18 protein-coding genes are annotated in these 14,058 nt (G+C 56.9%); 7 read left to right on the plus strand and 11 right to left on the minus strand.

From position 1 onward, the window contains the following. Window position 1: 1 nt before the first annotated feature. The 7 genes from M5G20_RS27040 to M5G20_RS27070 all read right to left on the minus strand — a co-directional run bounded on the left by M5G20_RS27040 (window position 2) and on the right by M5G20_RS27070 (window position 5,219). Window positions 2-628: a response regulator transcription factor gene (locus M5G20_RS27040; protein ID WP_273921709.1), complete on the minus strand. Its 627-nt coding sequence runs from the start codon at window positions 626-628 to the stop codon at window positions 2-4. Window positions 629-876: 248 nt separating this feature from the next. Further along, window positions 877-1,263: a response regulator gene (locus tag M5G20_RS27045; RefSeq protein WP_273921710.1), complete on the minus strand. Its 387-nt coding sequence runs from the start codon at window positions 1,261-1,263 to the stop codon at window positions 877-879. Window positions 1,264-1,443: 180 nt separating this feature from the next. Further along, window positions 1,444-2,772 carry a deoxyguanosinetriphosphate triphosphohydrolase gene (locus M5G20_RS27050; protein ID WP_075948097.1) on the minus strand — a complete coding sequence of 443 codons (1,329 nt, stop codon included), beginning with the start codon at window positions 2,770-2,772 and terminating at the stop codon, window positions 1,444-1,446. A 110-nt stretch (window positions 2,773-2,882) separates the two neighbouring features. After that, window positions 2,883-4,046 carry an EAL domain-containing protein gene (locus M5G20_RS27055; RefSeq protein ID WP_273921711.1) on the minus strand — a complete coding sequence of 388 codons (1,164 nt, stop codon included), beginning with the start codon at window positions 4,044-4,046 and terminating at the stop codon, window positions 2,883-2,885. A gap of 126 nt (window positions 4,047-4,172) precedes the next feature. Then, window positions 4,173-4,517, minus strand: a complete 345-nt coding sequence (locus M5G20_RS27060) for a hypothetical protein (protein WP_273921712.1) — start codon at window positions 4,515-4,517, stop codon at window positions 4,173-4,175. Further along, window positions 4,514-4,903: a phage holin family protein gene (locus M5G20_RS27065; RefSeq protein ID WP_150736047.1), complete on the minus strand. Its 390-nt coding sequence runs from the start codon at window positions 4,901-4,903 to the stop codon at window positions 4,514-4,516. The genes M5G20_RS27060 and M5G20_RS27065 overlap by 4 nt, the downstream gene beginning before the upstream one ends. Before the next feature lies 1 nt (window position 4,904). Then, complete coding sequence (locus M5G20_RS27070) at window positions 4,905-5,219, minus strand: DUF883 family protein (protein WP_273921714.1); 315 nt, start codon at window positions 5,217-5,219, stop codon at window positions 4,905-4,907. 326 nt (window positions 5,220-5,545) lie between these two features. Between M5G20_RS27070 and M5G20_RS27075 the strand changes: the two genes are divergently transcribed. Further along, a complete protein-coding gene (locus M5G20_RS27075; protein ID WP_273921715.1) occupies window positions 5,546-6,754 on the plus strand; it encodes an ammonium transporter in 1,209 nt (402 codons plus the stop codon). 1 nt (window position 6,755) lies between these two features. Here the strand turns inward: M5G20_RS27075 and M5G20_RS27080 are convergent, their stop codons facing one another. Further along, the gene (locus tag M5G20_RS27080; RefSeq protein ID WP_273921716.1) at window positions 6,756-8,468 is read right to left on the minus strand and encodes a cation:proton antiporter; all 1,713 of its coding nucleotides are present in this window, start codon (window positions 8,466-8,468) and stop codon (window positions 6,756-6,758) included. A gap of 207 nt (window positions 8,469-8,675) precedes the next feature. On the opposite strand from M5G20_RS27080, the gene M5G20_RS27085 reads away from it, so the two are divergent. From M5G20_RS27085 to M5G20_RS27100, 4 genes are all read left to right on the plus strand, one after another. Continuing rightward, on the plus strand, window positions 8,676-8,912 hold the full coding sequence (locus M5G20_RS27085; RefSeq protein ID WP_273921717.1) for a glutaredoxin family protein: 237 nt from the start codon (window positions 8,676-8,678) through the stop codon (window positions 8,910-8,912). A 170-nt stretch (window positions 8,913-9,082) separates the two neighbouring features. Continuing rightward, window positions 9,083-9,400 carry a transcriptional regulator gene (locus M5G20_RS27090; protein ID WP_273921718.1) on the plus strand — a complete coding sequence of 106 codons (318 nt, stop codon included), beginning with the start codon at window positions 9,083-9,085 and terminating at the stop codon, window positions 9,398-9,400. A gap of 71 nt (window positions 9,401-9,471) precedes the next feature. Beyond that, entirely contained in the window at window positions 9,472-10,362 is an 891-nt protein-coding gene (locus tag M5G20_RS27095) for a pseudouridine synthase (protein ID WP_273921719.1), read from the plus strand. Between the two features lie 140 nt (window positions 10,363-10,502). After that, on the plus strand, window positions 10,503-10,781 hold the full coding sequence (locus M5G20_RS27100; RefSeq protein WP_273921720.1) for a hypothetical protein: 279 nt from the start codon (window positions 10,503-10,505) through the stop codon (window positions 10,779-10,781). Window positions 10,782-10,858: 77 nt separating this feature from the next. Here M5G20_RS27100 and M5G20_RS27105 read toward each other — a convergent pair whose 3' ends face one another. Beyond that, window positions 10,859-11,080 (minus strand): YgdI/YgdR family lipoprotein, encoded by a 222-nt coding sequence (locus tag M5G20_RS27105; RefSeq protein WP_046816110.1) that lies wholly within the window; start codon window positions 11,078-11,080, stop codon window positions 10,859-10,861. A gap of 78 nt (window positions 11,081-11,158) precedes the next feature. Continuing rightward, the gene (gene mobA, locus M5G20_RS27110; RefSeq protein ID WP_273921721.1) at window positions 11,159-11,761 is read right to left on the minus strand and encodes a molybdenum cofactor guanylyltransferase MobA; all 603 of its coding nucleotides are present in this window, start codon (window positions 11,759-11,761) and stop codon (window positions 11,159-11,161) included. An 81-nt stretch (window positions 11,762-11,842) separates the two neighbouring features. On the opposite strand from mobA, the gene moaB reads away from it, so the two are divergent. After that, window positions 11,843-12,382 carry a molybdenum cofactor biosynthesis protein B gene (moaB, locus tag M5G20_RS27115; protein ID WP_273921722.1) on the plus strand — a complete coding sequence of 180 codons (540 nt, stop codon included), beginning with the start codon at window positions 11,843-11,845 and terminating at the stop codon, window positions 12,380-12,382. Beyond that, window positions 12,366-13,592, plus strand: coding sequence for a molybdopterin molybdotransferase MoeA (locus M5G20_RS27120; RefSeq protein WP_273921723.1), 1,227 nt, complete (start codon window positions 12,366-12,368; stop codon window positions 13,590-13,592). Before moaB ends, M5G20_RS27120 begins: the two co-directional genes overlap by 17 nt. A gap of 63 nt (window positions 13,593-13,655) precedes the next feature. Here M5G20_RS27120 and M5G20_RS27125 read toward each other — a convergent pair whose 3' ends face one another. Next, the gene (locus M5G20_RS27125; protein ID WP_273921724.1) at window positions 13,656-13,967 is read right to left on the minus strand and encodes a hypothetical protein; all 312 of its coding nucleotides are present in this window, start codon (window positions 13,965-13,967) and stop codon (window positions 13,656-13,658) included. Window positions 13,968-14,058 lie beyond the last annotated feature (91 nt).

A 14,058-nucleotide genomic window follows, 5' to 3' on the forward strand; every position in this document is an offset into this window, starting at 1 on the left:
CTCACACCAATGCGTTGCGCTTGGCCATTTCGATGAGCTCGACCAGGGATTTGGCTTTGAGCTTTTGCATCAGGCGTTTCTTGTAGGTGCTGACAGTCTTGTTGCTCAGGAACATGCCTTTGGCAATTTCCTTGTTGGTACGACCTTGTGCAAAAAGTTGCAGTACCATCAACTCCCGGTCGTTGACTGATTTGAATAGCTCCAGTTCGGCCCAACGAACGTCATCACCTCGTACAGGGTTCAACGCTTCGCTCGGAAAATAGTTGTAACCCGACAACACGGCTTTTATTGCGCTGACCAATTCACTGAGCTCTTCCTGTTTGCATACATAGCCCGAGGCACCGGATTGCATGCAGCGAATACCAAAAAGTGTCGGGCATTGCGCCGTTAATACCAATGTTTTCAGCGGGGTGCTCATGGCGTTGAAACGGGCGAGCACTTCCAGTCCATCAAGTTTGGGAATACTGATATCGAGAATGACCAGGTCAGGCATGCACTCGCGAACCATCTGCATGGCGTCCACCCCGTTATCGGTTTCACCAACGACTTTAAAACCTTCGTGTTCCAGCAACATGCGAACGGCAAGTCGGATGACAGGGTGATCGTCGACGATAAAAACGGAGTTCATAATCAAATCCCATGCGAGCTCAAATAAAGCGCGCACCTTAGCTCAGATAGTTGAGGGGACGTACGAACGGGTGTGCCTGTAGCAGTAATATCGGAATGGTCCTACAAGTGATAAGGAATAGGCTTACGTATCAACTAGGTTTTTAATGGAGATGAATAAAAGTTGTGTTTGTTTGTTTGCAGTTGTGTTGGGGGTTTTTGTGGCTGTTTATTTTTGGCTGTGCTTGGGTTTTTATGTCGGCCCTATGTTTAGGGTAAGGTCAACAGGTGTGTGAATTCAGATTGTTTCAATGGTTTTATCAAGTAACCGAGTAACGGTAGCTCATGAATGTTCGCCGTGCTTTCTATACCGTCCAGCTCTGCGGAAGTCAGGCTGCTCAGTAAAATTGCTTTCCTGATCATTCCAAGTTGACTGGCAAGTTTGACCAGGTCGATCCCGAGCATGTCGGGCAAACATTGGTCACACAAAAGAATATCGAACGGTTGTTCAGCGCGAAGCATTTCCTGCAAAGCGCCATGAGCACTGTCGCTTGTAATTAATCGGTAAAAACCGAAACTCTCGAGTAAATATTGTGTTGCCTTAAGCTGAAATGGATGGTCTTCCACCAGCAAGATGCGCAGATTGTCCTTGATCATGTTATTCACGCTTATTTTGTTGTACGAAAATAGTCGTGATTGTTTCGCGACAACACAGAGCAATCGATCAGTTCACTCGACTTCAGCTGTAGGGATATTCCGCGAACGTTGAATGCACTTGCGTTTCTTGTGGGTAATCGGCCATTACAGACGACGTAACGGCCGATCAGCCAATTGGGATCAGTGACTGGAACGTCCGGTCATTTCCAGCGCCATATCGCTGGCGTAGCTGTCGGTCATGCCTGCGATGAAGTCGATCATCCGTAGAAACGAGGTGTGTAAAGGGCCGTTCGGGTCGGGCGCATTGTTGCCCAGAAGATCGAGGATCCGCCGACTTTTGAACGAGGGCGTTCGACCGCCATGCTGCTCGAGTGCCGCACCGCAGAAGGCGTTAAGCAAAATCTCCAACGTGGTGTAGGCGCCAATTTCGTGCAAGGTCTTGCGTTTGTCCTGGAAGATTTTTTTACGCGCCATGTCTTTTGCGTTCAGGACGCAGCGTTTGGCCGGGCCGTGCATGTGCTCAACCAGATCCCCAGGCAGCGTACCGGCCAGCAATGTGTCCTGCTGTTCGACAAAGGCGCGGGCAGCGGCATTGGTCAGGTGCTCGATGGCCTTGCCGCGCAAGATCGCCAGTTTACGTCGACGTGAATCCCTGGGGCCGAGCTGGCGGTAGGTTTCCGGCAGATCGTCACCCACCAGGTCCAGTAACAGCGACTCGACTTCGGCGTATTCCAGCAACTCCATTTCCAGGCCGTCTTCAAGATCGATCAACGCGTAGCAGATGTCATCGGCGGCCTCCATCAGGTACACCAGCGGATGGCGCGCCCAGCGTTGCTCCTCAAGTTGTGGCAAGCCTAGTTTTTGGGCGATCTGCTCGAGCAGCGGCAGCTCACTCTGGTAGCAGCCGAATTTGTGTTTCTTGTAGCCCAGCGAATCGGCATGCTTGGCCGTCCACGGGTATTTCAGGTACGTGCCGAGCGTGGCGTAGGTCAGTCGCGTGCCACCATCGAACTGGTGGTATTCCAGCTGAGTCAGGACCCGAAAGCCTTGGGCGTTGCCCTCGAAATTAAGGAAGTCATTGCGCTCGGCTTCACTCATCGCGTCCAGCCAGCCACGGCCGGCAGCCTGCTGGAACCAGTGACGAATCGCATCTTCGCCAGAGTGTCCGAACGGCGGGTTGCCGATGTCATGGGCCAGGCAGGCCGATTGCACGACCATTCCCAGGTCACTGGGTTCGCACCAGTCGGGCAGGGCGCTGCGGATGGTTTCGCCGACGCGCATACCCAGCGACCGGCCGACGCAACTGACTTCCAGCGAATGCGTCAGGCGTGTGTGGATGTGGTCGTTGCTCGACACCGGATGAACCTGGGTTTTGCGTCCGAGGCGGCGGAACGCACCTGAGAAGATGATCCGGTCATGGTCTTTGTGAAAAGGGCTGCGGCCGAGTTCTTGCGGGCTGTGCAGGGGCTTTCCAAGGCGTTCGCGGGTAAGCAGGGTATGCCAATCCAAGGCTGGTTCTCTCCGTCAGGTGACTGAGGGCCTAGCTTCCCGGTTCGCACCACGACCTGCAAGGGGCAAGAGGGTGTTTGGTGCACGGGAAAACTTATTGAAACCTCTTCCTACAGTCCGACGGCGTCGATATCGATCAGCAGCAAGCGTTCGCCATTGTCGAAAAACTGCCCTGCGGTCAGGCAGTACTGGTTGCTGGTGGCATCGCGATAGGTGTTGGAAAGCGTCAGTCGGCGCTCGTCCCAACCTTCTGCGAGCAGGTGATAGAAGTAGGGACGCCAGGACCAGTTATGGCCCAGATAACGGCTGTCGGCAACCCAACCGTTGTTGCGCCATTCCAGGTTCGGCGTCAGTTGTGTGCCGTGGCGGTCACATTGGTAAAAGCGCAATAACCAGGGAAAGGCGTCCAGTTGCGGCAGGGCGCTCAAGGGGGCACGAGTCTGCGCCCAGGCTTGCAGGATCGCCATCAGTTCACTCAGTTGTTGGCGCATGATCTTCAGGCGCCCGCGTTCTGTGAGTTTTTGCTGAACGTAGCGTTGTCGCAATTGAGCAAATTGTTCGACGAAGGCCCCGGTGGCGAAGAATTGTTCTTGCGCCCCGGCGAACAGAAAACCCTGCACGTAGCGCGATCCGCATTCCAGGGCAAAGTGGAGCTGAGCTTCGGTTTCCACGCCTTCGGCGATAATCCAGCAACCGGTTTTCTCGGCCATTTGCGCCAGGGCCTTGACCACGTCGCTGCTCGGCCCGCCCAGCGCGGCAGCCTGGAACAGGCGCATGTCGAGTTTGAGTATGTCCGGTTGCAGCGCCAGGACGCGATCGAGTTGCGAGTAGCCGGCGCCGAAATCATCGATGGCAATCCGCGCGCCAGCCAGTCGGTAACGCGCGACCACATGCGCCAGGCGCTGGATGTCGCCACCCAGTTCGGTGATCTCGAAAACGATTCGTCGTGGGTCGACGTCATGCCTTGCCAATTGCTTGAGGCTTGGAAGCGGTTGATCCGGGCGCAGGCGGCTGATCCAGCGCGGGGAAATATTCAGGCTTAGAAACCAGTCCGGCGGTGCCTCATGTAACCGGCTCAAGGCGTTATCGCGCAGCTGGCGGTCGAGACGACGAAGCGAAATAGCGTTGGTTCTGGGGTCGGCGAACAGGGGGCCCACGGAAGCCAATTGCCCATCGGCGAGACGCAGCCGTCCCAGTGCTTCGACGCCTGCGATACGGCCGGTCGCGGTATCGATGAACGGCTGAAAGCAGGCAAGCGGTTGCCCGTCGATCACAAGGCCTCCTTAGTAGATCTTGTTTTTGAGTTTGGGCTGGGCACCGGGTAGGCACGCAGGATTGAACCCCACGATAAAGAGGTTCATCCCGCGGGTATTGCAAGAATGCAGCCAGATAGTGGCCGGTCAGTTTTTGCGCGAGGAGCCCTGCATGATCAATTTGATCAGCGGCCCCAACGTGGTGCCCAGTCGAACCAGGCGCGTCAGGCTGCTGACCCCGCCGCCATGCTTTGCACCCTTGCCGGTCAGAAAGCCGAGCAAGGTCACGGCGGCCACGCCCCACAGCGGGGCATGCTTGATGCCGAAGCCGTCTTGCAGGTTCTGCGTCATTCCGCGAACACGCTGCAGGGGTTGCAGCAGTTGCGCGGATTCGTGACGGATTTCCTGGCGATGCATTTCCATGCGCAGGCGGATCAACGCCTTGCGCATTTCCGTGCGCGAACTGTTGCTCGGGAGTTCAGGCAGGTTCATGGCAGCAGGCGCTCCCGATCATTGGCCAGTTCTTCCAGAGTGCCATGGAAGGGCGAGGATTCATCGAAAATGGCGGCTCTGAGGCGCATGCCGCAGAAGACCGCCGCCAGGGTATAGAACACGCAGAGCCCGATGATGGCCGCCAGTCGATAGGTGTCCCAAAACAGGATCAGCACCAGCGTCGACAGCCCCACCAGCAACAGCAAGGCAAATACCAGCGCCAGGCCTGCAAATAACAGCAGGCTTACCGTGCGGGCCTTTTGCTCCTGCAATTCGATGCCAAAGAGTTCGACATGACTGTGCAGCAAACCAAGGAATGCGGCGCCCAGGCGCCGCGATGAGGAGCTTGTGCCCGTCTCGGACGAGCCGGATTCACCGATTGCCATATCAGCGCCGTGTCGCCAGCAGACCAATCAGGAAGCCCACGCCCGCCGCAATCCCGACCGATTGCCAAGGGTTGGCCTGGACATAATCCTCAGTGGCGGTAACGGCAGCCTTGCCGCGCTCACGCAGGGAGTCTTCGGTCAATTTCAAGGTTTCACGTGCGCGCAGCAGACTGTCGTGGATCTGGTCTCGCAGCTCATCGGCCTGGTCACCGGCCAGGGAAGCGGTGTGCTCAAGCAACCGTTCGGTGTCGCTGACCAGTGTCTGAAAATCGCTCATCAGGATTTCTTGAGCAGTCTTTGTCTTGATGCTGGCCATTGGTGATCTCCATAGGTGGCTTTCTGAATCGTTCGAGTATGAGCCTTGTGCGAAGGTTCAGTACAAATGACTGGTACAACTTTTGCTGTGTCGTGGTGCGCCAGCCTGCGCGGTTGCGCTGTTGTCGGGCACGATTTGCGTAAAACCTTAACTCAAACGAGCGAAACCCGCGCCATTGTCCGGTATCGATCGGTTTTAACGAACCCTGTGCGCCAAAGCGGATCATCGGGAGTGATCGACTCGATTCGAGTGGTCACTACTTGGTGCATGGATTGCCCGCGTGAACTGCTTTGGTGCTTTTTTCAGCCTTTAGGTCTGCCAAATCCATGGAAAATATACAAAGCGCTGTGGACAGCCTGGTCCATAGTTCCAACACGTTGTTCATCCTCATCGGCGCAGTCATGGTGTTGGCCATGCACGCCGGTTTCGCCTTCCTCGAAGTCGGAACGGTCCGGCAAAAAAACCAGGTCAACGCATTGTCGAAAATCCTCAGCGACTTTGCGATTTCGACGTTGGCTTACTTCTTTATAGGCTATTGGATTTCCTACGGCGTCACCTTTATGCAACCGGCGGCGGTGATCAATGCCGATCACGGTTACGCTCTGGTGAAGTTTTTCTTTTTGCTGACCTTCGCCGCGGCGATCCCGGCGATCATCTCCGGTGGTATTGCCGAGCGTGCCCGGTTCGTTCCGCAGCTTTGCGCGACAGCGCTGATCGTGGCGTTCATTTACCCGTTCTTCGAAGGCATGATCTGGAACGGCAACTTTGGTCTGCAGGCCTGGTTGCTGGCGCAGTTCGGTGCCGGTTTCCATGACTTTGCCGGCTCGGTAGTGGTCCATGCCATGGGTGGCTGGCTGGCACTGGCTGCGGTGTTGTTGCTGGGGCCACGCAATGGGCGCTATCGCGAGGGGCGGTTGGTTGCGTTCGCACCGTCGAGTATTCCGTTCCTGGCATTGGGCTCGTGGATTCTCATTGTCGGCTGGTTCGGGTTCAACGTGATGAGTGCGCAAACTCTGCAAGGGGTGAGCGGGCTGGTGGCGGTCAATTCGTTGATGGCCATGGTCGGCGGCACTGTGGCGGCCTTGATTGTCGGCCGCAACGACCCGGGCTTTCTGCACAACGGCCCATTGGCCGGACTGGTGGCGATCTGCGCCGGTTCCGACCTGATGCATCCGGTGGGGGCGCTGGTGACCGGTGCCATTGCCGGGGCATTGTTTGTCTGGTGCTTTACGGCCGCGCAGGTCAAATGGAAAATCGACGATGTGCTGGGTGTCTGGCCGTTGCACGGCTTGTGCGGGGTGTGGGGCGGCATTGCCTGCGGCATCTTCGGCCAGAGCGCGCTGGGCGGTTTGGGCGGAGTGAGCCTGATCAGTCAGTTGATTGGCACCGCGTTGGGTGTCGTGGTGGCATTGGCCGGCGGCTTTGCGGTGTATGGCACGATCAAGGCGTTCCACGGTTTGCGTTTGAGTCAGGAAGAGGAGTACCACGGCGCGGATCTGTCGGTGCACAAGATCGGCGCGGTCAGTCAGGATTGATTCAGACTTCATCGTCTTCGGCGCCGGGATAAAAACCGTGCAACAGGCGATAGCGATCACGCCGCACCCGATCAATCCGGTCCTGTACTTGCGGGCCGGTCAAGCCCAGCAAGGTCAGTGCATGGGAAGCCAGCATCAGGCTGGATTCGAGCAATTCCGGCACCACCTCGCTGGCGCCGGCGGCCTTCAGCTCACTTAGCTGGCTGTCATCGTGGGTCCTGACAAGGATCGGCACATCGAGATTGTAGCGGCGTGCTTCCTTGAGGATCATCAGGGCGATATCGGTATTGTCCACTGCGATCACCAGCAGTCTTGCCCGCTCAAGTCCAACCGCGACGAGAAGTTCGCCTCGTCGTGAGTCGCCGTAATGCACGCAGTGTTCACTGGCGGCCGCTTCCTGGATGCGCACTGGATCATTATCCAGCGCGATATAGACTTGTTGCTCGTGGTTGAGAAAACGGCCGATGGTTTGGCCTACGCGACCGTATCCGCAAATCACCACATGGTCGCGCAGGCTCGCATTGAGTGCGCTGATCTCTTCGAGTTTCGCTTCTTCATTGGGCTTGCGGTGCAGACGCATCGCAATGTGTGGTGCGGCGCGCAACAGTAATGGCGTAACCAGCATCGAACAGAACGTCGCTGCCAGCAGCAGCCCCCCAAAGCTGTCGGGCATTAGCCGGTTTTGCTGCATTTGGGCCATCAAGGCAAAACAGAACTCACCGCCCTGGGCCAACGCCAGGCCACTGCGCCACGCGGTTTCACTGTCGCTGCCACGTCCCTTGACCAGTAGCGCGATGACGCAGCCCTTGATCAGCAATAATCCGAGGGTCATCGTGAAGATCAGCAAGCCATGGCTGGCAAACAGCTTCACGTCGATCAGCATGCCGATGCTGACGAAAAACACGCCGAGCAGGATATCGCGAAAAGGGCGTAGATCGGCCTCGATCTGGTGCCGGTAATGACTTTCGCCCAGCAACATGCCGGCCAGGAATGCCCCCAGCGCGGGGGAGAGACCGAGCATGTGCGTTAATGAAACAGTCATCAGTACGATAACCAGCGCCAGTAATACGAACAGTTCGGCAGAACGGGCTGCCGCCACCTCATGGAATAATCGCGGCAGGAGCCAACGGCTGGTCAATAGCAGACCGAAAAACAACGCGGCGGTTTTACCCAGTGTCAGCGGCACCGCCCAATACCAGGCCTGTTCGCTATTACCGGCGAACACCGGTACAAGGGTCAAAAGCAATACCGCGACAACGTCCTGAAACAGCAACACGGCGATAGCATTCTGGCCGTGGCTGCTGAAAATTTCACCGAGACTGCCCAGTTCCTTGCTGACGATTGCGGTAGACGACAGCGACAACCCGGCCCCCAGTAACATGGCTGGCAAGACGGGCATGTCAAACATCATCAGCAACCCGCCCAGGACAATCGAGCAGGCCAACACTTGCAGGCTTCCGAGACCAAACACCGTTCGGTGCAGGGTCAGCATTTTCGACAACGAGAACTCCAGCCCCAGGGAAAACAGCAGGAAAACCAACCCCAGTTCGGCGAGGTCCGGCAGCTGTTCATTTTCGTTGACCCAGTTGAAAGCGGTCGGCCCGATCATCAACCCGACACACAGGTAGCCCAGCACGGGGGGGAGTCGCAGTCGCTGGAACAGAGCGATGACCACCAGGGAGGAGGCGAGGATGATCAGCAGACTGGCGAACACGGAAAGCTCCTGGGCGGTCAAGGCTTTTCAAGCGTAGAAGGCAAACATACCGTCAGTATCGGGCAACTGCCGACGAAGACGACTGATATGCGTCAGGTTGTTGCAGCAATCCTCATGCTCCTTGGCTACAGCCCAGATAATTCAATGGCTCGACGGTTTTCCAAGGCAGGCCTAATATGATCACTTAATTTTTTCGGTTGATCCCTCATGCTTCCTGAATGTCAGTTGTTCGGCACCTTGGGGTGCCATCTCTGTGAAGTGGCCGAATCCATGCTGATGGAATTCGTCGAGCGTGGCCTGTTGGTGGAACTGGTGGATATCGCCGAAGACGAAACCTGGTTCGCGGCTTACAGTCTGCGCATTCCGGTGTTGCGACGGGTCGACACAGGGGCTGAGCTGGGCTGGCCCTTCAGTCCCGATGAAGTCGTGGCATTCCTGCGGTAACGATTTTCACGGCAATGATGTTCCCGCCGGTCGTACTTTACGATTGATCCTCTTGGCTTAAAGGTTGATATTCGGATACTGTATGCGCATACAGTTATTCGCAATGCAGTTCTTGCCGCTGCCGGTTACCCGGCGAAAGTGCGCAGGTTCAGGCGTGAGAGGGAAAAATCGTGGTCAATGTCGAGCAATTGAAAAGCAGCGTGAACCGGATGTCGGTGGACGTGTTACGCGAGGCAGTCCTCGAATTGCGCCTGGACGGGCTGGTGACGGAAGGAAAAACCCCTTTCAACAAAGTCCACTTCAATACCTGTTTTGCAGAAATCGAAGCGCTGTTCCAGCGTGCTGGCTTTCACCGGCGGCTGGACGTCGTGGGTTATCAGGGTTTGTTGTATGCGATTTATGATCCGGGACGCTGGGAAGCGGTCGACGTACTGCGCTGGCTGAAGGAGTACACCGAAGCGGCGGCGCGTACGCAGATTCCGGCCTGAAGAATCTCCGCTAGGTTCGACCCCGTTGCTGTTGGATAATGCCGCCCTGCATTGAGGGTCAGAACGTTCGTATGTCCACTTCATCTTTTTCCGCCGCACACAGCCAGGCCAGCACGCTCTATTTACCGGCTGGCCCATGGCAGACCGTAATCGACTGTTTGTGCGAGCACTTCAGCGCCATCAGTCGTGAGCAATGGCTGGACAGGGTCGCCCGTGGGCGCGTTCTCGATGGACACGGCATGCCAATCGCGCTTGATCTGCCGTACAAGGAAGGTTTGAGGATTCATTATTTTCGCGAAGTGCCGGACGAAAAACCCATCCCGGTGACTGAGTCGATCCTGTATGCAGATGAACATCTGGTGGTGGCAGACAAGCCACATTTTCTCCCGGTGACACCGGCCGGTGAGTATGTGGAGCAGACATTGCTCAGACGGCTGATCCGCCGTCTGGATAATCCGCACCTGGTGCCGCTGCATCGCATCGATCGCCATACCGCTGGCCTGGTGCTGTTTTCCGCCAGCCCGCAAAGTCGCTCGGCGTATCAATCCCTGTTTCCAACCCGGCAGATTGAAAAGCGCTACGAGGCCATTGCCCGGGCATTACCTGATCTGTCTTTTCCGCTGATCCATAAAAGCCGACTCATTGATGGCGAGCCATTCTTTCGCATGCAGGAAGGTCCGGGCGTCAGCAATACCGAGACGGCGGTGGAGGTCAGGGAAAAAAATGGCGATCTGTGGCGTTACGGCCTCTATCCGGTAACGGGCAAGAAGCATCAGTTACGTGTGCACATGACCGCCTTGGGCGCGAGTATCTGCAACGACCCGTTTTATCCGCAGGTACTCAGGGACGCGCAAGATGACTACGCCAACCCTTTGAAACTGCTGGCGCAAGGGTTGAAGTTTGTCGATCCGGTGACCGGGGAAGAACGAGAGTTCGAGAGTGCAATCACTCTGCAATGGTGATCGCGGTACGGAAAAAATCGAATTTCCACGCGGGTTTACAGTCATTTGAACAGGCACCACGAATGTGGCGTTCAATGATCTCGGTACCGCCAATGAGTCTCCCCGGGCAGTGCCGAGGCTTTCCAAGCCAGGAGATACTCATGAAACGTACCGTTTTTGCTGGAATGTTCATTTGCGCTGCAATGTTGGGCTCTCCCGCTTTTGCTGCCGACAGCGATCTTTGCACCATCAAGCTCCAGGAGCTCAAGGACAAAGTAACCAGCCTGCCAGCGACGTCCGAAAACACCACGATGGAAATCAAGCGGATGCAGGCAAGTGCTGAGGCGGCCCGGGCTGCCAATGATGACAAGAAGTGCATCACCGAGGCCACTCAGGCGCTGACTCGGGCGGATAAACTGAACAGCGAGCCGAATCCGTAGCCTCTCGTACTTAAACAGCAAACAAAAAAATGCCCCGACTGATCGGGGCATTTTTGTATCCGGTGATGCCGCCAGGCTTACAGCTCTTTGACGGTACGAACCTGATCCTTGTTGATGCGGGTCTGCTTGCCATCCAGCTGTTCGAATTCGTAGAAGCCCGATTCGTCATCGTAGTTTGGCGTGTCGACGGCCTGGATTTCGCGACCATCATTCAAGGTGATCACTGTAGGCGATGCGCAGCCGGCGAGGGTAGCGAGGCCCAGTGCGAGCATGAAAGTGGCGAGGGTCCGTTGAGTCATGGGTGTGTCTCCGAAAATGAATTCTTTTGGTTACCGAGCTTGAGACGTAAACAGCGCCCGCAAGTTCCTTGGGTAGTGTCAGTCTGACACAGTGTTGTGCGTGCTTAACAGTTCTGGCGTGTTCAGGTTGGCCAGGCGCGGGTCATTGTCGGGGCACTGCAAGGCTATCGCGCCCAGCTTGCGCATCACTCGCCCCGGGCTGCGCTCACCCTCGTGCCAGGCATTCTCAAAGTCCGCGAGAAGGGCCACAGGGATAACGCATAGCAACGGTTCCCAGTGCTCGTCATGCCACAACATCAAGGGTTTGTCTGGATGCTGGCCGGCGGTTTCGCGCATGTTGGCAAGCAGGGCAGCATCGATGCGAGGCACGTCACAAGGCAATACCAACAGGTGTCTATGCCGCGCTGCTTTCAGGCCAGCACGAATCCCGGCCAGAGGCCCTGGAAAGTCACCTTCATCGTCATGCACCAACTGGTCGGCGTAGGCGGCGTACTTTTCCTGATTGCGGTTGCAGGAAATGATCAGGTCGTCGCTCAGGGGGCGGGTCTTGCGATGCAAATGCGCAATCAGCGGCTCGCCGTGCCATTCCAGCAACCCTTTATCCTGTCCGCCCATGCGCTGGCCGCGCCCGCCTGCCAGGAGCAGAATCGAGCAAGGTGGCAATTGTGCATTCGAAGTCATGGCAGTTCTCCATGGGGGCGGCGAAAAAAGGGAGCGCTGTGATATAACACCGGGCTGTTTCTCCTACAACTGGACGAGCCTATGAAAGCCAAGGCTGATGTACCTTTCGCGCCGCTGAACATTGCGGTTTTGACGGTCAGCGACACCCGTACCCTGGAAACCGATACCTCAGGCCAGGTCTTCGTTGACCGATTGACGGCGGCCGGCCATAACCTGGCTTCCCGGGTACTGCTAAAAGATGATCTCTACAAAATTCGTGCGCAAGTCGCCAACTGGATTGCCGACGAAGTCGTGCAGGTCGTGCTGATCACGGGCGGCACCGGTTTTACCGGGCGCGACAGTACTCCGGAGGCGGTGAGCTGTCTGCTCGACAAACAAGTCGATGGTTTTGGCGAACTGTTCCGGCAGATTTCCGTGGCGGACATCGGCACGTCGACTGTCCAGTCCCGCGCCCTGGCTGGTCTGGCAAATGGCACGCTGGTCTGCTGCCTGCCAGGTTCGACCAATGCAGTACGGACCGGCTGGGACGGCATTCTTGCCGAACAGTTGGATTCACGCCATCGCCCCTGCAACTTCGTCCCTCATTTGAAACAGGCAGCGCCTTGTGAATCCCGTGGGTAAGCCGGGCAAGACCGGCAGCCTGATGCCGGTCGAGACAGCATTGGCGCGGTTGCTGGAAATGGCGGACGCCACACGGGTTCTTGAGCGTGAACGCTTGCCGTTGGCCCAGGTTCAGGGCCGTGTGTTGGCGGATGATCTGCTGTCGACGCTGGATCTCCCGCCATGGCCCAACAGCGCCATGGACGGCTATGCGCTGCGTACAGCTGACTGGACCGGTGAGCCGCTGGTTGTCAGCCAGAAGATTTTTGCCGGTCAGGCTCCCGAACCTTTGAAGCCCGGCACCTGTGCGCGGATTTTCACAGGGGCACCTGTTCCAGCCGGAGCCGATTGTGTCGAGATGCAGGAAAACGCTGAAGTCCTGGCGGACGAGCGAGTCGCATTTATCGAAGCCATCAAACCCGGGCAAAACATTCGTCCACAGGGCCAGGAAACGACTGTCGGTGAACTGGTTTTGCCGGCGGGTACGCGCTTGGGGCCGATCGAGCAAGGTTTGGCTGCGTCGTTGGGTTGCGCCGAGCTGGATGTGGTCCGCAAGGTCCGTGTTGCGGTTCTGTCCACCGGCGATGAATTGATTGAGCCGGGTCAGGCGCTGGGCCCGGGGCAGATCTATAACAGCAACCGTGTGCTGCTCTGCAGTTGGTTGCAGCGTTTGGGTTGTGACGTGGTCGATGCCGGGATTCTTCCTGACGATCTGGACACCACGCGTACGCGACTCGGCGAACTGAAAGATGTCGATCTGATTCTCTCGACCGGTGGTGTATCGGTGGGTGAGGCTGACTTTCTGGGCATTGCCTTGCGTGAAGAAGGTGAGTTGAGTTTGTGGAAGCTCGCCATCAAGCCGGGCAAGCCGCTGACATTCGGACATTTTCGTGGCGTTCCGGTCATCGGCCTGCCCGGTAATCCGGCATCGACACTGGTGACCTTTGCCTTGTTGACCCGGCCTTATCTTTTGCGTCGTATGGGCGTCAGAGACGTCGAGCCATTGAAGGTGCAAGTGCCGTGCGGGTTTGACTGGCCCGTTGCCGGCAACCGGCGTGAATACTTGCGTGGTCGCCTTGAGAACGGCCGGGCGATCATTTACAAAAATCAGAGTTCTGGCGTGCTGCGTAGTGCCGCCTGGGCCGACGGACTGGTTGAAGTATTGGAGGGGCGAACGCTGGTTACAGGTGACAGCGTCAGCTTCATCCCTTTGAGTGAAGTTCTGGTCTGATTCCTACAGCGGTGAAGTCTCACAAACCCGGTGGTTGAAACCGGGTTTTGCGTTTTCGGCTGCTTAATGTGCCAGCAGCAACGTGACAAGCTGGTCGAAACGGCTGTTGGCGATCCAGCCAAGCAGCCCGAGCACCACGGCCGTTCCGCCCGCGGAATAGGCCAGCCTGTGTTTGATGGACTTGACGTCACTGCGCACTTCTTCCATGTCCTTGCGAATGTATTTGAGGTGTGTCTCCAGCTCAGTGACGCGCGGTTCCATATCAACTTCTCCCTTGGTTTTTTTGCTGCTTGCGAAATCTGCCTGATGATCGGCCCATTTTTCAGTGATCGGTACAACCGGCATCACTGGCAACCTGATGTCATGGTTTTGCATGGCACATCCTTGTGTTTGTCCTGCTGATGACTGAAATCCGTGGCCCCCAAGGTGTACCAATCACGAATATTGGTCAATTGAGCCGATTCCT

This window comes from Pseudomonas sp. TNT2022 ID1044, assembly GCF_028656895.1.
In the GTDB taxonomy this organism is placed as follows: domain Bacteria; phylum Pseudomonadota; class Gammaproteobacteria; order Pseudomonadales; family Pseudomonadaceae; genus Aquipseudomonas; species Aquipseudomonas reinekei.